The sequence below is a fragment of the Stieleria bergensis genome (assembly GCA_007745635.1).
Classification (GTDB): domain Bacteria; phylum Planctomycetota; class Planctomycetia; order Pirellulales; family Pirellulaceae; genus Stieleria; species Stieleria bergensis.
Map to the genome: position 1 here is coordinate 6,587,616 of CP036272.1, position 19,583 is coordinate 6,607,198.

Annotated in this window: 24 protein-coding genes and 1 other RNA gene; 17 read left to right on the top strand and 8 right to left on the bottom strand. The window is 56.4% G+C overall.

Annotation, left to right across the window (positions count from 1 at the left end; all coding sequences use genetic code 11):
• Positions 1-16: 16 nt before the first annotated feature.
• Positions 17-475, top strand: a complete 459-nt coding sequence (locus SV7mr_RS23090; RefSeq protein WP_145277136.1) for a hypothetical protein — start codon at positions 17-19, stop codon at positions 473-475.
• Between the two features lie 136 nt (positions 476-611).
• Here SV7mr_RS23090 and SV7mr_RS23095 read toward each other — a convergent pair whose 3' ends face one another.
• Positions 612-2,879: a terminase gpA endonuclease subunit gene (locus SV7mr_RS23095; protein WP_145277139.1), complete on the bottom strand. Its 2,268-nt coding sequence runs from the start codon at positions 2,877-2,879 to the stop codon at positions 612-614.
• Positions 2,869-3,075: a hypothetical protein gene (locus SV7mr_RS23100; protein WP_145277141.1), complete on the bottom strand. Its 207-nt coding sequence runs from the start codon at positions 3,073-3,075 to the stop codon at positions 2,869-2,871. The genes SV7mr_RS23095 and SV7mr_RS23100 overlap by 11 nt, the downstream gene beginning before the upstream one ends.
• Positions 3,076-3,325: 250 nt before the next feature.
• On the opposite strand from SV7mr_RS23100, the gene SV7mr_RS23105 reads away from it, so the two are divergent.
• From SV7mr_RS23105 to SV7mr_RS23180, 16 genes are all read left to right on the top strand, one after another.
• A complete protein-coding gene (locus tag SV7mr_RS23105) occupies positions 3,326-3,640 on the top strand; it encodes an amidoligase family protein (RefSeq protein WP_419187818.1) in 315 nt (104 codons plus the stop codon).
• 128 nt (positions 3,641-3,768) lie between these two features.
• A complete protein-coding gene (locus SV7mr_RS23110) occupies positions 3,769-5,010 on the top strand; it encodes a site-specific integrase (protein WP_145277145.1) in 1,242 nt (413 codons plus the stop codon).
• Positions 4,994-5,965 (top strand): tyrosine-type recombinase/integrase, encoded by a 972-nt coding sequence (locus tag SV7mr_RS23115; protein ID WP_145277147.1) that lies wholly within the window; start codon positions 4,994-4,996, stop codon positions 5,963-5,965. The genes SV7mr_RS23110 and SV7mr_RS23115 overlap by 17 nt, the downstream gene beginning before the upstream one ends.
• A complete protein-coding gene (locus SV7mr_RS23120; protein ID WP_145277149.1) occupies positions 5,962-6,972 on the top strand; it encodes a site-specific integrase in 1,011 nt (336 codons plus the stop codon). The genes SV7mr_RS23115 and SV7mr_RS23120 overlap by 4 nt, the downstream gene beginning before the upstream one ends.
• 164 nt (positions 6,973-7,136) lie before the next feature.
• Positions 7,137-7,679, top strand: a complete 543-nt coding sequence (locus SV7mr_RS23125; protein ID WP_145277151.1) for a hypothetical protein — start codon at positions 7,137-7,139, stop codon at positions 7,677-7,679.
• 284 nt (positions 7,680-7,963) lie between these two features.
• Positions 7,964-8,239 carry a hypothetical protein gene (locus tag SV7mr_RS23130; RefSeq protein WP_145277153.1) on the top strand — a complete coding sequence of 92 codons (276 nt, stop codon included), beginning with the start codon at positions 7,964-7,966 and terminating at the stop codon, positions 8,237-8,239.
• Positions 8,240-8,311: 72 nt separating this feature from the next.
• Positions 8,312-8,521 carry a hypothetical protein gene (locus tag SV7mr_RS23135; RefSeq protein ID WP_145277155.1) on the top strand — a complete coding sequence of 70 codons (210 nt, stop codon included), beginning with the start codon at positions 8,312-8,314 and terminating at the stop codon, positions 8,519-8,521.
• Between the two features lie 242 nt (positions 8,522-8,763).
• Positions 8,764-8,982, top strand: coding sequence for a hypothetical protein (locus tag SV7mr_RS23140; protein ID WP_419187819.1), 219 nt, complete (start codon positions 8,764-8,766; stop codon positions 8,980-8,982).
• Positions 8,983-9,144: 162 nt separating this feature from the next.
• On the top strand, positions 9,145-9,387 hold the full coding sequence (locus SV7mr_RS23145) for a hypothetical protein (RefSeq protein WP_145277159.1): 243 nt from the start codon (positions 9,145-9,147) through the stop codon (positions 9,385-9,387).
• 6 nt (positions 9,388-9,393) lie between these two features.
• Positions 9,394-9,478, top strand: an RNA gene (locus tag SV7mr_RS23150) — hammerhead ribozyme type II.
• Positions 9,479-9,507: 29 nt separating this feature from the next.
• A complete protein-coding gene (locus SV7mr_RS23155; RefSeq protein ID WP_419187820.1) occupies positions 9,508-9,993 on the top strand; it encodes a winged helix-turn-helix domain-containing protein in 486 nt (161 codons plus the stop codon).
• A 12-nt stretch (positions 9,994-10,005) separates the two neighbouring features.
• The gene (locus SV7mr_RS23160; RefSeq protein ID WP_145277163.1) at positions 10,006-10,236 is read left to right on the top strand and encodes a hypothetical protein; all 231 of its coding nucleotides are present in this window, start codon (positions 10,006-10,008) and stop codon (positions 10,234-10,236) included.
• Between the two features lie 263 nt (positions 10,237-10,499).
• A complete protein-coding gene (locus SV7mr_RS23165; RefSeq protein WP_145277166.1) occupies positions 10,500-10,685 on the top strand; it encodes a hypothetical protein in 186 nt (61 codons plus the stop codon).
• Positions 10,682-10,915, top strand: coding sequence for a hypothetical protein (locus tag SV7mr_RS23170; protein WP_145277169.1), 234 nt, complete (start codon positions 10,682-10,684; stop codon positions 10,913-10,915). The genes SV7mr_RS23165 and SV7mr_RS23170 overlap by 4 nt, the downstream gene beginning before the upstream one ends.
• Entirely contained in the window at positions 10,915-11,148 is a 234-nt protein-coding gene (locus tag SV7mr_RS23175; protein ID WP_145277171.1) for a DUF4314 domain-containing protein, read from the top strand. The genes SV7mr_RS23170 and SV7mr_RS23175 overlap by 1 nt, the downstream gene beginning before the upstream one ends.
• A gap of 3 nt (positions 11,149-11,151) precedes the next feature.
• Entirely contained in the window at positions 11,152-11,472 is a 321-nt protein-coding gene (locus tag SV7mr_RS23180) for a hypothetical protein (protein WP_145277173.1), read from the top strand.
• Positions 11,473-11,917: 445 nt separating this feature from the next.
• On the opposite strand, the gene SV7mr_RS23185 is transcribed toward SV7mr_RS23180, so the two are convergent.
• The 6 genes from SV7mr_RS23185 to SV7mr_RS25770 all read right to left on the bottom strand — a co-directional run bounded on the left by SV7mr_RS23185 (position 11,918) and on the right by SV7mr_RS25770 (position 19,579).
• A complete protein-coding gene (locus SV7mr_RS23185; RefSeq protein ID WP_145277175.1) occupies positions 11,918-13,180 on the bottom strand; it encodes a DNA modification methylase in 1,263 nt (420 codons plus the stop codon).
• Positions 13,181-13,310: 130 nt separating this feature from the next.
• Entirely contained in the window at positions 13,311-13,721 is a 411-nt protein-coding gene (locus tag SV7mr_RS23190; protein WP_145277177.1) for an HNH endonuclease signature motif containing protein, read from the bottom strand.
• Positions 13,722-14,507: 786 nt separating this feature from the next.
• Positions 14,508-16,679, bottom strand: a complete 2,172-nt coding sequence (locus tag SV7mr_RS23195; protein WP_419187821.1) for a bifunctional DNA primase/polymerase — start codon at positions 16,677-16,679, stop codon at positions 14,508-14,510.
• Positions 16,680-16,743: 64 nt separating this feature from the next.
• Positions 16,744-17,238, bottom strand: a complete 495-nt coding sequence (locus SV7mr_RS23200) for a hypothetical protein (RefSeq protein WP_145277181.1) — start codon at positions 17,236-17,238, stop codon at positions 16,744-16,746.
• A gap of 11 nt (positions 17,239-17,249) precedes the next feature.
• Positions 17,250-18,653, bottom strand: a complete 1,404-nt coding sequence (locus SV7mr_RS25765; protein WP_419188498.1) for a helicase-related protein — start codon at positions 18,651-18,653, stop codon at positions 17,250-17,252.
• The gene (locus tag SV7mr_RS25770; protein ID WP_419188499.1) at positions 18,539-19,579 is read right to left on the bottom strand and encodes a DUF559 domain-containing protein; all 1,041 of its coding nucleotides are present in this window, start codon (positions 19,577-19,579) and stop codon (positions 18,539-18,541) included. The genes SV7mr_RS25765 and SV7mr_RS25770 overlap by 115 nt, the downstream gene beginning before the upstream one ends.
• Positions 19,580-19,583: the final 4 nt, after the last annotated feature.

Here is a 19,583-nt window from a genome sequence, read left to right on the forward strand (position 1 = left end):
CGTCCAGAAGTAGCTGATGCCGCGACACTCCGCAGCCTTCCACATCAAGATTGCTTTGGTGCGTGGTTCGTCTACAGATTCATCCCGTTTCGAGCTTTCCGATGGGGATACGTCGCACGAAGCCGTTTTCTTGCTTGAGCAGTGGCAGCAACTCGGTTTGGAAGACGAAGCCACCGAACTGCGAGACTTGGTGACCCTGGCGACCAGGAACTCCGGCGGAGTCACCCCATTGCGATCTGCCCACGCCAATTTCTCGCGGTCGGTGTGGCAGCAGCACTTGTCCCAGCAATATTCGGCGCTGGAGCATCCGCATGGGCAATTCTCGCAAGGAAAACGCTCGGCAGACCGGCCTGCGGGTGGCTTTGCTGAAGGAACGCTAACAAACCCCGTCAGCGCAAAGGCGACCGAAAGCAGTAAAAGCCATAAAAGGCCCTGCCTCGCTCTGCAATCGCGGATCGAAAGTCGTTTCAAATAGTTCAAAGCGGACAATCGCAAGGGATGACAGCCGCTCGTTCCTCACGCAGGCAATTATGTTCCCGGACGCAATCTTGAGCAATGGCGGGCAGGTGTCTGAGTCGGTTTGCCGCACGCGCAGGTTGCCGGCGGTGGAATTAGCTTCTTTTCCGGCGTTGGAGCTCTTTGAAGCTAACGCGTTCGCGTTTTGGTGCGGATGGTCGATCAGTTCCGAACAACAGCGCACCCTGCATGGACGCTGCGACAGCGGAGCCGACGAGGCAGTCGAGCCAGTGGTTGTCGGGTTGTTCGGGGCGGGCTTTCCATTCGTCGACGGTTCGGCCTCGGCCTTCGGTGCGGACGAAGTATTCGGCGGTGACTTGCTCGGCGAACATGCGGTGTTGGTCGGGGCGATCGCCGAAGATGGAGAGGCAGCCTCGATCGCCCATTGAAACGGCGAGTCGCGCGTGCGTGAAGGATTTCCACCAGTTCGTGTCGTAGATGACGTGGCGGATGGCGCGTTTGCCGTGGATCGTGGGGACTCGCCAGTTGAGCCCGACGCGATCGCCTGGCCGGCGTTTGTATTCGCTGAAGGGATTGGATGAAGCGCCGACAAATCGCCCGTGCGATGGGAGCAGGATCGAGGCATGGGAGCTTTGTCGGCAGAACTGATACACGACGTTAGTCGAGTGTCCCCAGTTGGCGTCGATCAAGCAGCGGCCGATTTTCATCGCTGCGCCGTCGTCACGCTGCCACTCGCGACCAAGTAGCTCGTTCGTCAACGATTCGAGGCCGGCGTAAATGCTGCCTTCAAGCCCGGTTCCTTCTGCTGCGGTGGCCAAGGTGTGCCGAGCGTCGCGGAGCGTGAAGTAGGTTCGCTGTTGATCCGGGTAGGTGCCATAGTCGACAACGTAGCCGGTAAAGTCGTCTTCCCAGGCGGCGACGACGTAGAAGAGCAATTTACCTTGGACGTCGATGAAAGCGGTCAGATGGTTGCCGGCGATCGGGACGCGGCGTCGCGGGAGGTTATTGACTTTGGCGGCGACTTGGTCAGCGGTCAGTTGATCGGCGCCGACGGTTTCTTCGGGCAGCGGTTCGTTTTGGTATTCGGCGAAGAAGGCGGCTTCGTCTTGAAGCTTCAAGTTCATCGCGTGCTGGATCGCCGATAGTTCATCGTGGTTGAAGCGTTCTTTCCACGAGACATCAGCGCCGGCATCCATCGCCAGACGGTTTTGGCGATAGAACTCGGTGCCGGCCGCTCCTCCGTCGCCGGCTCGCAATCCTTCCGCGCGGATCTCGGCGTAGCGTTGCCAGAGCGTTTCGTTGGTTGGAAACGCGTTGACCATCCGAGTCCGCTCGCCGTTCCATTCCGGGTGAAGGTCGCGATTGAGAATATTGTCGGCCATGTCGCCAGGGCGAATCACGGTGCAGGGCATGATGCCTGAGATCTTCTTGCCGGGGCCTGCCAGCCCGAGCACGGCGCCGGCGAGGATCGCTTCGCGGTTAGCACATTGGGATAGCGAGCGAGCCGACTCATCGGTTTGCGGGTCGTCGAGAACGACTAACGATGGCCGCACCGTTTTGCCGTCGGGCCGCTTGAATTTCATACCACGGATGCGACCGGTCAGCCCGGCAACCTTGATGATTGCACCACTGGCTTTGCTGCCGGCGATGGTCGGCAAGACGATTTCTTTGGCTGTCCAACCGATCTGTGTTCGCTTGCCTTTGAAGAGCTGCCCGTTCGCTCGGTTAGCGATTCCGTCGAGGGCTTGGATGGGGAAACAGGCTTCTGGATAGTCGGCGGCAAGCAGATCGTTGCTGTCGAGTTCGGTTTTAATCGAGTCGAGCATGTCACAGGCGTGGCCTTCGTCGCTTCCGATCAAACAAACAAAGTCGCGATAGCCATTGAGGACCGCCCAGATACAAGCGACTTCGGCGAGCGAACTTTTCCCGGATCCGCGAGCCATTGCCAAAGAGAAAAGACCGCCACGGATGACCGCTTCTTCGATCTTGTTGATCACCTTCAAGTGGTCCGGCGACCAAGCCAGGTGAAATGTCAATCGGAAGTAGTCTTCGCAAAATGCTCGGAAGGAACCGGCGGCCTTGGCTTTCCGCTCGGGATTCTCGACTGCGGGCAGTTCTCCAATGTCGCGGCCGGCGAGAGCGATCGCGGCGTTGCGCGCCCGGGCACTCTCTTTGAGCTTTGCATACGGGTCGACATGGGAAACCGGTTTCGGTGCATGCCGTTTCTCATGTAGCCAATCGGCATACGCCAATAGGTCGACATGCCGGCCATCTCCGATGCGATTACCGGCTTCGACTCGGTGCCGATGCAGTTGCCGTTCGTTGATGACGGTACCGAGCGGCGTCGAGTTGAGTAGCCGGCAGCACTCGCTCGGTTTCAGTTTGCGTGGGTCATTCGCCACGGCCGGCCTCCTTTAACATCCATGCGGTGTAGGTCAACAGGTTCAAGCGGCCGGCATCATTGGTCGGTGCGCCGGCCTCGATGTCGGCTTCAACTTCGGCAACGGAAACCCTTCGCCGTCGCAACTTGGAGAACAACGCGGCCGTTTGTTCGGCGGTCATCGCATTCGGGTTCAGTTCTTCGTTACTGCCTTCCATGGCGGGCTCCCTCGGTGGAATTGCGACTGCGCCAACACGTCGGCGACTTTCGCGATGAAGTGCATGTTTGCGGTCAGTGGCCGCATGTTTTCGGCGGCGACGTGGGGCCGAACCTGGCCGCCTGTGGGGATGAAAAGAAAGCTGCGAATTACTCGAACATTACTTCCGAACTTCGCTTGAGGTGTCTCAAAACGCATGGCTCATGTGTGTCAACGCAAAACGAATTCCACGCTTTTCGGAGACACCAACCATGCACGCCAACGACATCGCCTTCGGTATCGAAATCGAAACCCACATGCCCGGCAACGACCGCACGCCGATCGGCGGTTACCACAACGGATTGCCGGTTGCCTGGCTTCCGGCGGGTTGTAAAGCCGAACGAGATGGCAGCATCCGCACGCCGGCCGGACGCAAACCTTGCGAGTTTGTTTCACCGGTCCTTCGCGGACGCGAGGGTTTGCAAAGCGTTGAGACCGCGGTGGACGCGATCAAAGACCGCGGCGCCCGGGTTAACGAATCTTGCGGGCTGCATTATGCGGTGATGACGATTATGTGGAGTCGGTAAGATTCTGGCGTTGGTTCACAAGCGGTTTCACTGAAAACGCTCTAAAATCTTCGATTGAACTGAACATAACTTCGTGAACCTTGGTGCTGAGGGTGTCCATTTCGGACGTTCAGCACTTGGAGGTATTTATGACGAAGTTAAGTTTGAGATTGTTGGTCGATGGAGCGATCGACGCCATGAAAGAGATGCACTACACCGACGGGACGCTTCGGCACTATCGACGTTGGTGGGATCAGTTTGTTGCTTTTGCTGAGTCGGAGAGTGACGATTCGTACTCCGTCGATCTAAGTAATCAGTTTCTTCGGTCACGCGGCATTGAAGACATCCACGATAAGGAAATGACAAAGAACCAACGGCATTTCCGCTTGGCGATGCGGACACTCGGAGAGTACGCCTTGCATGGCTGTGTGACGCGTCGGCGGCACCGCGATCTGTTGATCCCATTCTCTGAACACTGGAAGGCGATCGCTGAAAGCTATGAACATTTCTGTGGCGACGGCCGGCGAACTCCCCTTCGTTGCCTAAACAACCGTATGCTCTTGCTGCGACAATTCTGTTGCTTTCTCGATCGCCGTGGTATCGTGACGCCTCGAGAGATTGATGCCAAAGCACTCGAGGCCTTCGTTGCAAAGCAGTCACACGTTCGACCGCGCACCCTTGCGAGTCAAGTGTCACACATTCGGTCTTTTTTACGTTTTCTTTGTATGAAAGGCTTGGTCGATTCAGCTTTGGTTGATGACGTTCCAAAGATCCGATACTTTCAGCAGGATCGCATACCAACGGTTTGGAACGCCAACGATGTTGCCGCGCTACTCGGTGCCGTTGATCGCTCATCGCCCGGTGGAAAGCGCAACTACGCGATCTTAATGTTGGCCGCCAAGCTCGGCATGCGCGCAAGTGACATTCGCTTGTTAACACTTGATGAGATCGACTGGGACGAGCCGGCGATTCGTTTCTGTCAGTCAAAGACAGGAGTCGCGGTGGATTTACCACTTCCCGATTCCGTTGGCGAAGCGCTCGTTGATTACTTGCGAAACGGCCGACCGAGTTCGGATGCTCGCGAAGTCTTTCTTCAAAGCAACGCTCCCTACGGTCCCATCGGTTCACGCTGCAGTTTCTATGACATGGTGGCGAAGTATCGGCGTCTTGCGGGGATTCAACTTCCCAAAGAAAGTCGAAAAGGCTTGCACGCCTTACGGCATGCGTTGGCGAGCCGAATGCTTGAAGCCAAGGTTCCACTGGAGACCATTGCTGGCACCCTTGGTCACGTTTCTGAAGAGACGACTCGGACGTATCTGCGCATCGACATAGATTCGTTGCGAGCCGTCGCTTTTGATCCTGAGGAGGCTCGTCATGAAGAAGTCGTTTGAAAGCCAGTTGGCCGATCACTTGGAAGCATTTCTGTTGATGAAGCTTTCCTGCGGTTACCGCTATGTTGCCGAAACGAGCGAACTCCGTCGACTCGACCGATACCTTCACGCCAACGCTTGCCCTCCCGATCGGATTGATCGTGACCTTGCCGAACGTTGGGTTCGCTTGCGCAAGCACGAACGTCCCAGAACCATGCGAGCGCGGATGTCGATGTTCATCCAATTTGCGAAGTACGCTCGGCGTCACGGAGTTGCCGCCTATTTGCCGGATTCCAAATTGGCAACCACGGCAACACAGCTGGACTTTGTGCCCTACATTTTCACCCACCAACAGATACATTCCTTGCTCACGCGAGTCGATGGATTGGCATCGGACCCTCGCTCGCCGGAACGCCATCTCGTGATGCCGGAACTCTTTCGGCTGCTCTGCTACTGCGGCCTGCGAGTTTCGGAAGCCTGCAATTTGACGGCCGAAGATGTCGATGCTGAGGCTGGTGTGCTGAGAATTCTTGACACCAAGTTTCGTAAAAACCGGTTGGTTCCAGTCGCACCTTCGATTCGAGACCGGCTGCGTACCTATAAGCAACGGATGGCATTCCATCGTGAATCGGATCCGTTCTTTCCCACTGCACGCAACAAGCCGTTTCATCAACGCTCGATTTACGGATTGTTCCGACGCTTCCTTAACGAGTGTGGGATCCCGCATGGCGGTCGAGGCAAGGGACCGAGACTTCATGACCTTCGACACACCTTTGCAGTTCACTGCTTGGAACGTTGGTACCGTGATGGCCAAGACATCAATACGAGGTTGCCGCTACTGGTTACCTATTTGGGCCACAGCACACTGAGCGGGACTCAGCGATATCTTCAGTTGACGCCTGCCATTTTCCCTGACATCAACGGGCGTCTGAATCATTGGTTTAACGACCAGGTGTCAAAGGAGGCGGCGCAATGAAACCGACCAACTTTGCAAAACACCTTTCACCCTACTTGACCGAGTATCTTCCTCGTCAACGTAACGCGAGTGCGAATACGGTCAAGTCATACCGGGACACGTTTTCGCTGTTTTTGAAATACTTCGAAACGACTCTTGGCATTGCACCGGAGAAGTTAACGCTCGAACGCTGTTGTCCTGATTCGATCCTTGGATTTTTAGAGTATTTAGAAACCGTCCGAAACTGCAAGTCTCGAACCCGCAACCAGAGACTGGCAGCGATTCATGCGTTCTTTCGTTACGTACAGTCGGAAGCACCTGACCAGATTGAACGCTGCCAACAGATCATGGCGATTCCGTTTCATCGCTTCGAGCGAAAATCGGTTCCCTACTTAACCGTCAAGCAATTGGAACTGTTTCTCAAACAACCAAATTGCCGCCATAACGAAGGAATGCGACATGCGGTAATGCTCCGAACGCTTTATGACACAGGGGCACGAGTTCAAGAAATGTGTGACTTAGTCGCGCGCGACGTCCGCCTCGATTCTCCGCCGAGTGTCACGCTGACTGGAAAGGGCCGAAAGACCCGTATCACTCCGTTGATGTCAACGACGGTCGAGTTTCTTCGTGGTTACATGCAACAGAACGAACTCTGTTCCGTTGTGGCAGAAACGCGGCCACTCTTCTTCAATCGCCTTGGTCAAAAACTTTCGCGATCAGGTGTGTCGTACTTGATCGCAAAGTACACCAACTCGGCAAGACAATGTGATCCGAGCTTTCCATCCCAGGTGAGCCCTCACACGTTCCGCCACACCAAAGCGATGCACCTGCTTCAATCGGGGAATTCACTAACGGTGATCCAGGCAATCCTGGGTCACGCCGACATCAAGACGTGCGGAATCTACGCAAGCGCCGATCTTGAGATGAAACGCAAGGCGATGCAACAGACGGACCAAACCGGCCCGCGGCAGTCAGCACCTACTTGGCAGCAAGACCAATCGCTGCTGAATTGGTTGAAGGATCTTTGAGCGAGGCCCAGCCGATTATGCGGAGTTGATTTACCGGGGCAACCGTGGCTCTACATTCCAAGTTGGATCAACTCCGCATAAATACTGACTGAACATAATGCAGCTTATGCCGAGCTCGACATAACCTCCATATCACCATTTCTTGGAACGGCGACGCAGCGGCCTTGGCTCGACTGATTTCCTTGATCGCCAACCATGAAAAAGCCATCTACGCCTCGACCGGAACGCGACGCCGCGAACGAAACCAATGGGCCAAACAAATCAAAACCTACGGCAACAAGGATGCGGCGAAGACACGCTGCGAATCCGACCGCTACCACCTCTTGAACCTGACGCACCTGGCACGCGGCCGACAACGGATCGAGATTCGGGCCTTCGCCGGAACGCTCAACAAAACCAAACTGATCGGCTACATCCAGATGATTTTGGGCTTGGCCGAACTGGCCTTGAACCAAAAACGATGTGCAGGCTGGGACTACGCCAAGAAACCGGGAACAAAATCTTGCTGGGACCGACCGGACGCCGGCCACGGGGAAACGGAACTCAACCGACTGTTCTACCGACTGGGTTGGACCAAGGGCTGGTACAAGGGCAACCTTCGCAACAAACGATTCGGAGAACTGACCGCCGGCGAGATCGGATGCGACTTCCGCCCGGTCAAAAAGAAGCTTCTCGAACTGGCCCGCAAGTATGACCGGGCGATTTGACCGCCACCGCTTCGATGCTTCAAACGCCGCGCTGGAGAGCGCGGCGTTTCGCCGTTTTGTGGCAACCACGTTGGCCTTGGTGTCCACATTTTGGAAGGTCCAAGAATAGACGCGGCTTTCGGCGAGACGCGACACGCGGCGAATGTGGGCGACACGGGCGGCATCGAGAAACCTGCAGAAACCCTGCAAATTACTGGCTGGATTCGCTTGCTGTGTTCGGAAACGCATGGCTCATGTGTGTCATCGGAAGACGGTTTTTCATTCACCCAAACGGAGAAACAAACATGACCCTTGGCGAATTGATCGGCTTGCTTGAAGAGTACCGCGACGAGCACGGCGAAGACAGCGAAGTGCGGTTGATGACGCAACAGAATTGGCCCTTTGAAAACCGCATCGCGGGTGTCACCAGCGGCGCGGAAATGAACGAGGCGGAGCACGACGACCCGCACGAATTCGCGGGCGACCAGGACGTCGCCGAAGACGCGATGGTCTACATCGTCGAAGGCGGACAGATTTGCTACGGCAGCAAGCGGGCATGGGATACCTGCCGCGATTGCTAATCGCGAACAATCACGCCGGCGGCGCTCGAATGCGCCGCCGGCCTTTCGGCCCGACAACATAGGAACGAACCAATGACGAACCGAGACAAGATCGAAGACGCCTACGCGACAGCGCACATCCGAGCGTTGACATTGCTGGAAGACCTGCACGAGACGGTCGAGGACCTGCCGGCGCCAGGAAACGACAAACACCCGATCGATTGGGGCCACGTCGGCTCCTTGAATCATCTTTGTGAACAACTGGCCGAGTTGAAAAAGCACTTCGCGTCGGATGAAGACTGATCGGCAGACGCTACCTTGCCCAACACGCCGCGACGTTCGCAACCTGTCGCGGCGTCTTCTCGTGTGCGGGTTCTTTGCCGCGTGCCCATTGGACGGCGTCCCGTGGCAAATGTCACGGGCCGATGGAAAGTTGCAAAAAGACTGCAGCTTCTTTCTGGACTTCGCTTGCTGTGTTTGAAAACGCATGGCTCATGTGTGTCACCGATACGGTTTTCATTTCTATCGCCAATGTAGACACCACCATGGCCAATCCAACTGTCCGCCCGACTTCCGCAGACCTTCTTTACCTGCACACGCAAACGCTCGAGCTGCTCGAGGACTTGCACACTGCCGTCAAAACGTTGCCGCTTTCGGCCGCGTCCGACGACGCAAACTTCGACCTTGCCTTTGGCGAACTCGACGACTTGCACGACGCGCTTGATGGGCTGGCCGCGCGAATTCGCCGCGTCACAACCGAGTGATCTTACCTGCGGAGCGGCATTGTTCGCAGTCTTTGAAGATTCTTTCAAAAGACTGCGAATTGCTGCCGGACTTCGCTTGCTGTGTTTCGAAACGCATGGCTCATGTGTGTTAACGCCGACGGGGCGAACTAAGAAACAAACCTTTCTACCGGAGACAAAACCATGGCAAACGAAAACAAAACCGCCGAGCTTCGCAGCGCGATGCAACAACTCGACCCAGCGACCTACCAAGACATTCGCGAAAGCTACTACCGCATCGCCGACAACCTCAAACCGCTCGCCGACGCTTTGGAGAAGGCGGACGCCGACCAAGGCGGCCTCGCCGGCCCGCTGCTCGACGAACATTTTCTCTTCCTGCAAATGTACGACCTGCTTCGCAAAAGCAAACTCGGCGGGGTGGTTTGAATCGAAAGCCGAAACGCCGGCCCGATTCTTCATGCGACTCGGTCCGGCGTCGTCGCGGGCGGTTCCCGCGGCCTGACGATGGCAGCCAACCATACGAATCGAAGCATTGGAGACAGACGAATGAAGAAGGTAGACGTAAAGATCGGCGGCGAGTACTACGCCAAGGTCACGAACAAGAAGGTCGTTGTGCGGATCGACGCTGAGAACTCCTCGGGCGGTTGGGACGCGACGAACCTTTCGACCAACAAGAAAGTTCGCATTAAAACGGCGGGCCGACTCCAAGGTCCGGTGCGGACGACCGAAGCGGCTTCGGAAACCACCACGCGAGCGAAGAAGCGAGTGGCCAAGAAGAAATCCGATACCAACACAGGAGGCAAGAAAAAGCTTTCCTGCGTGAAAGCCGCCTTGCAGGTTTTGGAATCCGCCGGCGAACCTATGAACACGCAGGAAATGATCGCCGCGATGGTTGACCAGAATCTTTGGGAAAGCCCCGGCGGAAAGACTCCGCACGCGACGCTGTACTCGGCGATCCTTCGCGACTTGGCCAAGGGCGACGAAAGCCGGTTCGTGAAGACGGAACGCGGCCGGTTCACGGTTCGGGCATAGGAGGCCGGCGAGATGTTTATCGGAGACGTTCGACAAATCGAGGACCTTGCGGAAGGAGAAACGGCAACGCCGGAACCCGACATGGGATACGAACTGAGGACCGCAAATGGCGACCGCTTTGAACTCGGCACGGTGGAACACCTGGTTCGGCGCGGCGACATGATCATCGCCCGAACAACCGCCGGCGAGGAGTTCGCGGTGGTCGGCCGGAACGCGCACGTCTTGGTCCCACTCTCTTTCTAGCTTCAACAATTTCTACCCTCGGCGAACACTTCGCCACACACGCCCGACGTTGGCCACGGTCGGGCGTTTTCTCGTCGGTCGGCTACTTGGTCACGCGACTTCACGAGGCCACACGCGGCGACGACGGCCGCGATTTCTTGAAGCGGGAAAACATTGCGAATCTCTGCGGATGTTTTCCGAAGTTCGCTTGCTGTGTTCGCCGGCGCATGGCTCATGTGTGTTCACGCGAACGCCATTTCTTTCCACAAACGCGGAGAACCCAAATGCAAAACCTGCAACCTCAACGCTGGCGATCCACGGTTGTCTTCGCCGACGCCCGGCGAATTGAAGTCGATGAACCCTTGCCAGTCCAAACGATCGTCGCCGACGCGAAACGAGCCGGCGCGACCAAGGTCGAACTGGAAAACGGCACCGAAATCTTCCTCAACGAAAACGGAGCACAACGATGAACAAAGTTCAAACCCTCAGCCCGCGACCGATTGAGCCGGCACCCGCTTACGAGAACGGTCACCAAATCACACGCGACCTTTTGCGGCACATCGAACTGCAACTCGACCGAATGATGCGGCCGGACTGCAAGGACCTGCGTTGGACGCATGTGCGGGCGGTCAATTTGATCAACGCCCAATTGTCGGAGGTCGCAGCATTGCTCGATGAAACCAACGGAGTTCGCAACTGATGAACGGCAACACAAACTTTAAGGCGGGCGATCGCGTCCGCCTGATTTCGATGACCGACGACCCCGACCCGATTCCCGCCGGCACCACTGGAATAGTCGTCGGTGTTTATCCGCAACGCGATTGGCTGCAACTCGATGTCGATTGGGACAACGGCCGCTCGCTGATGCTCTCCATTCCGCCAGACCGTGTTGAACGCATCGATTCCGCACCGAAACCCCAACAAGGAGAATGAGCCATGTCCACTCGCGCCTTAATCGCCCTGCAACTTCCAGACAATACCGTAGTCGCCACGTACTTGCACTTTGACGGCTATCCCGATCACGTGATGCCGATCCTCGAAGGCGGCTACCTCGATCCAGACGAAGCACTCGAGTTGATCGAAGGTGGCGAGCTGCGGTCGATATCGCCGCGGCCGGCCGAACCCGAGTACTTCGAGGACAGCCTACCAACCGGAAAGCTGCAGTCCGCCGAAGGGCTACCACGACTGGCTCGACACCTGAACGCCGAGCACATTTACTACTACGGTGATGATCGCTGGACGCAACAAAAGGTTTGATCATTGATCTACTCCCAATACGTCATCCACGATGCTTGGAAGGGTGCCATTCTTTGGTTCGGCGTGATCCCAGCGTCGATGGCAGGAGACACACAACCACCGCACATCTAACGGCCTTTCGTAGTCAAAGTGAGCTGCTTCAATCCGTCGGGAGCGACGACCGCAATCCTCACAGTGTTCGGGTCGAATGAGATTCCCCTTTGAGATGTGATAAGCAACTAAACTTTGAGCTGCTCTGGCACGACGAGATGCCCTGCGACGCGGCTTGCGCACCGCTTTGCGCTGTGATTCTACTTTGCACTCCGGCGAACAATACTTCTGTCGGAGACGCTCTAAAGGACCGAACCAACAGCCGCATGATGGGCATACCGAAACGCTCGGGAGCCGACGGTTTCCGCCCTTCAGCCCCGCCATCCATCTTGTCTCGTCGATTGTACGGACGAGTTTAAGTTCGATCACGCTTGGCCTCCTTGCCGGTGAACTTCTCCCATCTTTGAACGATAACGTCGCAGTAAGGCGGATCGAGCTCCATCAAGAAGGCTTTGCGTCCGGTCTGCTCGGCCCCGATCAGTGTCGAGCCGCTGCCGCCGAACAGGTCGAGCACGTTTTGTCCTCGCTTGCTGCTGTACTGGATCGCATTGACTGCAAGCTCGACTGGCTTTTCCGTCAGGTGAACCATCGCTTGCGGATTGACCTTTTTTACGTGCCAGAGATCGGTGGCATTGTTGGGGCCGAAGTATTTGTGGCCCGCGCCTTCTTTCCAACCGTAGAAGCAGATTTCAAAAGCCCCCATAAAATCTTTTCTTGTCATTACGGGATGTTGCTTGTCCCAGACAATCGCTTGGCTGAAATAGATGCCGGCTTGTTTCAGAGGACCTGGATAGTTTCCCAGATTTGCATAGCCTCCCCACACATACGCGCAGCCGCCGGGCACGAGAACACGAGAAGCGTTTTCGAACCAAGCGAGCAGTAGCCGATTGAATTCATCCTCGGAGATAAAGTCGTTGGCCAATGGCCGATCCTTGGCCCGCATCTTTTGATCACCTTTGGCCTTCTTACCATCGCCGGCGAACGTGCTATTGCCGGCCGCGATCGCGTTCTTGCTGCGGGGACTCACGGAGACATTGTAAGGCGGATCCATATGAACCAGATGAATTGGTTGGCCATTCAGCAGCCGGTCCAAATCCTCGGTCTTTGATGAATCGCCGCACATCAAACGATGGTCACCGAGGACCCATATGTCGCCAAGTTGGGTAGTCGGTTCATCCGGCGGCTCAGGCACTTCATCGGGATCGGTGAGCCCCGGTTCAACACTTGGATCAAGGAGCTTGGCCAGCTCGTCACTGTTGAAGCCGAGCAATTCGCAGTCGAATCCGACGTGTTGCAGCTCGCCAATTTCGAGTGGCAACAGGTCGTAGTCCCACTCGGCATTCTCACCGGTTCGGTTGTCGGCGATGCGGTAAGCCTTCACGGCTTCCGGCTCAAGGTCCGTTGCGACGTGAACCGGGACCTTGGCGAGGTTCAACTGTTCGGCGGCTTTCCAACGCGTGTGGCCGACGATGATGACGCCGTCGGGATCAACGACGATCGGTTGCCGAAAACCGAATTCATTGATGGACTGGACGACCGGAGCAACCGCGTCATCGTTGATGCGAGGATTCTTTTCATATGGCTTGATACGATCAAGCGACCACATTTCGACCTGCATGGAGAGTGTCCTTTTCCAAAAGGGGAAGAAGCGGAAAAGGTTCGGTCGGTGGTTGATTTGATGGTTGGTTGGGGCGTCCGATGCGTTCGGGCTAGTGTGTTGCACCGCAATGAAACGTTGTGAGGCTCCACTACAAACTTTTAGATTCTTGAAATCGTGTGATTCGTTGGCACATGGCAATGAAGTCTTCCTGCGACATCGTATTCTTCGCTCGATTCACTGTTTTCGTCACCAATTGACAGTTTGAAGGTGAGAAGTCGCCTCCGTCGGCCAGTGCAATGATGTGATCGAGTGCAAAGTTATCCGGAGTCAACTGCTCGCCGGATATCGCACAGCAATAGGCTTGTTCATCCAGTTTCTTGCGGAGGTAGTCGATCGTGACAACATGATTGTCGATCTTGCGCTGGCGTTTCCTCTTTTGTTTTTTATGCCGCCGATCGAATAGCCAGGCAGCATACGCCATGAGGTTGATTCGTTTTTTGGACGACTCAATCGATTCTGCTTCCTGGCGATGACGGTACAGCTGTCGATCGTGGAGCACTCTTCCCAATCCACAACGGTTCAATGCTCGAACGACGTCACAGGGCCTCATCGCATGATAGTCTTGGACTCTTGCTGTCGAAGCTTCCAGGACTGCAGCCTCATTCGCAACGCGTAGTCCCAAGGGGTTCTCGAACGTTTCGATTGGTAGGTTCTCAATGTCGCAGTCAGTTCCGTCAGAATTGCTGTGTCCCAGCAATCTGTAGCCTTCGGCGCTTGCCGAGATGGCCGTTGGCGACTCACCTTCCTCTCCCGAAGTCTCCTCTCTCGAATCCGCTGTGCATTGACGCAGCATGCGATCGCCCGATACCAAGGGTCGCGATGCTTGCTCCGCTGAGCCTCTCTCGCGATCCACGCCGAAATTGATGCTCTGCACCCTTCCAACCACGCTTTGTCTCGGTTCACCCAAGTCACTCTCCAAAGTCGGACAAAACAATCAAACTGTGCTTGGTACCCCCGCTGATTCGGCGGCCCTGACATGAGACACATTTCACGGGAGGACCCGCTCGCATTCGAATCCGTCACGCAAAAGTGTCACTTGCCCCCTCGCGTGCGCGATATTGCGCATCGCGCGGGTGTGGGCGTGACAGCGTGACGTATTTAAAAAGAGAGAGAGTTTTTCCCTATATTTACGGGTTTTTCCTTCGCGGAGATCCGTCACGAATCCGTCACACAAGCCCGTGACGGATTGAGACGGATTCGGCCGAAATGTTCTCTGAATCGGCTGGTTAACAGGTGGAAGCGTCACAAGGTGGTGACGGATTGTGACGGATTCGTGACGCATTTCTCATGCGTGGATGAGCCGGTAGCCCTGGGCCGGGCGGGTCTTGGTTTCGATCGTGATCGCTTCGATGTCGTCTTGCTGGAGCAGCGTGAGGACGACCTGGTCGAATTCTTGTGATTTCAGTCGCATGGCTCGCATCAGTTCCCGCCGCGCCATCTGATTCTCCGGCCGTTCAAGCAGCAGCTTGGTGAACTTCAAGCATTCTTTGTGGAACGGGTTCTCAGCAACGTGGACGGAAGCCAGGTAGAGTTGTCGGCGCGTTTGGTGCAGGGCGAACTCGCTGGCCCAACGGACCGCGGCGAGTGTGATCTTCGGATCCAGATGGTTCTCGCTGCAGGCATAGATCAAAGCCAGCTTCTTGGCATGTTCGCAGGTACGGCTCCAGGCGGCTCGGGCTACCTCATCGCCGGCGTCATCCGCTTTGTCGTATTCGACCTCGGTCTGTTCACGCAGCTCCGCGATCGCCACATCCGCATCCGTAGTGAACTCGACAACTGCCGGCTTGGGATGAACGGTCATGAAGTTGCCGCCGTTGGGCGTGAAGTCCGCCCACCATTTGGCCGTCTCCAGGATGCTGTCCGGCAGATCCCGCGCCGATCCCGGCGTTTGCCCTTTGCCACGCTTGCCCACATCGATGATGTTCAGCCGGGCAAAGAAACCGTTGGTTAACATCCGCCTGGAAAGGGACTCGTAGAAATACTTTGGCGTGGCGGTTCCGAACAGCGTCAGGTGCGGCTGGTCGACATAGATCGCATCCTTCTGGTTCGCCTTGACGCGAATGGGATAGACATCGCCAGCCGATGTGTAGAGTGTCAGCAGAATGTTTGGGATGGATTCACGAGCGTTGTCGCGATCAAGATTGATCTGCCGCAGCACGCCATCCATCTCGTCGTTCTGAAACAACATCCGTCCCGAGCGAACCAAGGCGTCTTGGATACCCTCGCCAGAAGCGAACTTGTCGCCGATCGATCGGGATTCACCGATCTGAAACAAGACTTGCGAATTGACCTTCCGTGGAAACTCCTTTCCGGTACCGCTGCCGGCAAGAGCCAGCAGGTAGATGTTGGTTCGCAGATCGCCATTCGTGCAGACCTTGCGACCAGCAAGAAACGACTGCAAGGCCATCGCACCGCAGAACGCGAGAGCGACGTTGGGGTACGGCGCATTGGCGAGCGTGAAGTCCATGACCTGGCGAACAAAGCCTGGCACCTCGTACATCGACTCGGGCAGCCGACCGGGATCGCGAGTGGCCTCAAGTTGTGGTTCGTTGACCGGAGAAGCAGTAACCACACTCTGCGATTGCAGATAAAAGTGGCTCAGATCGACCGCCGGCAATTGGTGGGCCGGTGCTTCTGAATCACGAAGCCAGCCAAACGGTCGATCGTGCGGTTTGGTCGCCGCTTGATTGACTTTGTGCCGGAGTTCCTTCTCGGACCAGGGTGGATCACAACGCGGGTTGAATTCGGCCGCCAAGATTGCCATCGCACGATCAGCATCGATACCGAAACCGTGGACGAGCGCGGTCGCCGCCGCGTAAGTTTGCGAGTGACCGCCACTGCCAGAGACTGCCGGCGGCATCGCGGAAAGGTAGGCGATGGCCCGGGCTTCAACATCGGTCGCGTCAGTCGGCCGGACTGGGGGCACTGTTGGCGAATTGTAGGTAACGCTACCGCCACGTCGTACGATGACGGCATCGGCAAGGGCCTTCACGCAGGCAGCCAACATGGGTGCGGGAACAGTCGTCGGCTGGGCATCGAGGGTTTCATAGATTTCGCCGCTAGGATGAATACTGGGGCCGACAACGGTTTGCGCGCCGGTGGAACGCAGCTCGACGATCATCGATCCACGTTGGTCGGTATGTTTCTCAGTGGTCGCGCCCGCGGCGATGTACCAGCGGTGGGATTTTGTCGCTGACGGCCGGCCGGTGATCGCCAGCGTCGGCGGGAGGTATTGGTCGGCCAATTCGATCGCTTCTGGGCAATCGAGATCCACGTCGACCAGCCAGCCGGATGGTTCGCCCAAGATCAATCCGATGTTGCAACCTTCGGGGAAGACTTCTGGGTTCAAACGAAGGCTTGTCCAGTCGCGTCGAGCCGGCGACTTGGAATGTGGCCGCAGCGGAACAGCGAACCATCCACGCTCGCGGTAGTTTGCTACCCACGAGCGCGCTTCCATCGGTTCGGGGTCCACCATCGACATCTACTCCCCTGCAATTCTCAGAATGACTTCGGTCAACGACTCAGCGGTCGACCGGATCCATGTGCGGAATCTGCAGAACCAGGGTTTGAAACTCGTCGATGGTTTCGTTCAGATCGTTGTCGCCGAATTGTTTGGCGACGTCCCGACACGTTTCAGCGGCTGCGAAGATTTCGTATCGCCACGTGTTCCAGCGATGACGATCTCCGGTTGTCATCGACCAGGCACACTTGGACCAGAGATCCGACGCAACGGGGCATTTGACGGGCAGCGTCATATTGTGATGAAGTCGATGCACGACCGGATCGCTCGACTCGTCGGTATCCGTTAAGTCGTACTTCGCAGACTTCGTGTTCATGGGATCGTTTTGGTAACAATCCTCATCGTCTTCGTCGTAGAACTCGATGGCAAGACTGCGAAGCTGCTTACTTGGAGGCAGATCGCTGACGATATGGAGTCCGTCGAAGGGTCCGTCAAATAGCTCGAAGCGTTGTTGCACAAACAATCCTTTTGAAAACGCGGGGAAAAGAAGAGACATGGGGATCGGGGTCAGAAAGGAGCCTCTTCGAGAGCCGTATTCGGGATCTCGGAAAGCCGATGGCTGACGATGCGGTCGTAGCGTTGCCCGGCGATCGACCGGACCGTGATGGACTCGGGTGTGGCCAGTAGTCCAGCATCAGCCAGTTCAAGGGCTTCGTCCGCGTCGTCAGGACAGGGATCGAGGCATCGGTCCCGCCACCACGTTTCGGCTTTGCGTCTGGCGAAGCCGGAATGCTCAATACAGATGAATTCGCTTTGCCAGTGATCGAGGCCAATCATGTAGTCGACTCGCAAGCAACGAGGCGCATCGTCCTCAGCGTCCCGTTTTCGGTGGACGCGATAAACAACGTCGTGGACGTCGTGTTCTGTATCGGTGACTTCGCCGGAAAGCACGCCGGCATCGCTTGCATGCGCTTCGTGCGACTCGCGTTCAGGCGGTGGAAAAGGATGGCCACATTCCGGACAGTTGGCGTAACCACATGCGACTAGCGCGTGACACTTCTCGCACTCTTTCGCGGGCGGCATCTGACCGGATCGCGATTGTTTTTCCTTAGGTTTGATCTGGTCAATTGGCCCGTGGCGTTCGATATTCCCACCGAAGTCCAGGACCAGGCAATTCTGTTTGTCAGGATGCAATCGAAAGCCGCGGCCAACGCATTGATAGAGCAGGCCCGGCGACATGGTGGGACGCAGCATCACCACACAATCAACACGAGGTGCATCGAAACCGGTTGTCAGCACGTTGACGTTGCAGAGATATCGCAGCGGTTCTTGGCCGAACAACTCGTTGCTGGCATCGCCACGAAAACGGCCAAGAATCTCATCACGCTCCGCCGCAGGCGTTTGTCCGGTAACAAATCCACACTCGATGCCATGGTTGTTTCGCAGAGTTTCGACGACTTGCTGACCGTGTGCGACGCTGGTGGCGAAGATCAACACGGCTCGGCGATCGGCTGTCAGTTCAACGATCTCGGCACACGCGGCCGACACCAGTGACTCGTCGCCAGCCAAGGCATCGACTTCTTCGCTGACGAACTCGCCAGCCCGCATGTGGACTCCGGAAAAGTCTGCTCGATTGACGCCGGCCTTCGAGATCAGCGGACAAAGGTAGCCATCGCGGATCAGTTTCTTGATTCCGATCTCGAAGCAGACGCTGTTCAGAAAGTGATCCGGCGAACAGATCATGCCCGAGTCGAGGCGGAACGGCGTGGCAGTAAGGCCGATGACCCGCACGTTCGGGTTGATGACTTTACAATCGGCCAGGAACTGCCGGTACATACCGTCGCCAGCACGACTGATTAGATGACAGTTGTGTGAAAGTATTCCATGAGCGTAATACGAAGGATGTCCGCTGACCTGGAGGTTGTACACAGCGATAGGGCTTTCGCATTTGACAGTCTCAACACGGACCACCCGCAGCAAAGTAGGAAGCGAGTTTTCGATTTGTCCGCCCGCTTGGTCCTCGTCGCCACATGCGCTCGTCCGTCCAATTCGATCGCCAACTTCAGCTTTGGATTTGCCACGTCGATTTTGATATGGTTCGGAAGACGACTGGCTTTGTAACCGCTTGTCGGGATGGGATACTCCGCGATCCAATCCGCACCCAGATTCTGCAAGAGCATTCTCTGACTTGAAGTCAACTGACCGTTCCCGCCACGTTCCGGCGGTTTGTGATTGATCAATTTCAGTGTCTTGCTGACCTTCGCCCTGGACTGACTGTCGAACATCGGGTTCTGAACCTTCCTTGAGCAGGATATCGAGCAGAACCGCTGCCTCCTCCATGCTGATCGGCTCATGCAAGCTACGATCTCGCCCTTTGGATTCCGTTTCACCCACGGCCGAAACATTTTGTCGCAACACTCGCAGTGCTTGATTGCTTGATGCTCCGCGAGTTCCCGCCACGTCACCTGTTTCGATTGACTGTCGGTCGGTTTTCGTTTTGCCAAGCCCGCACATTTCGGAGAGCAGAACATCTTTCGCTTCCACTCGCCTTCTGACATGCAATGACGTGGTGTCCCGTCCGCATGACGATAGACTTTCGGCTGAAACGGTTCGCCGCAATGCAAGCACATCTTCTCGGCGGAAAACACGCGATCCCATCTCCAACGCCTCTGCGCGGAGCCAACCTTCGCAGGTGAAGATTGGGTGATTTGGTGTGCACCGGATAACGGTTCCATCCTCAACCTCAATTTCAATGAGTCGTTCCGAATTTCTCGCTGAGATGGCCTCAACTTCGCCAATGCCTGTCGCGGTGTGCACAGGCTGGCCAACGTGCAGATTTTCGATTGGGATATCACCCCTTGGCGTTGATACCAGGGTGCCATCGGGAAAACACTCATCAAC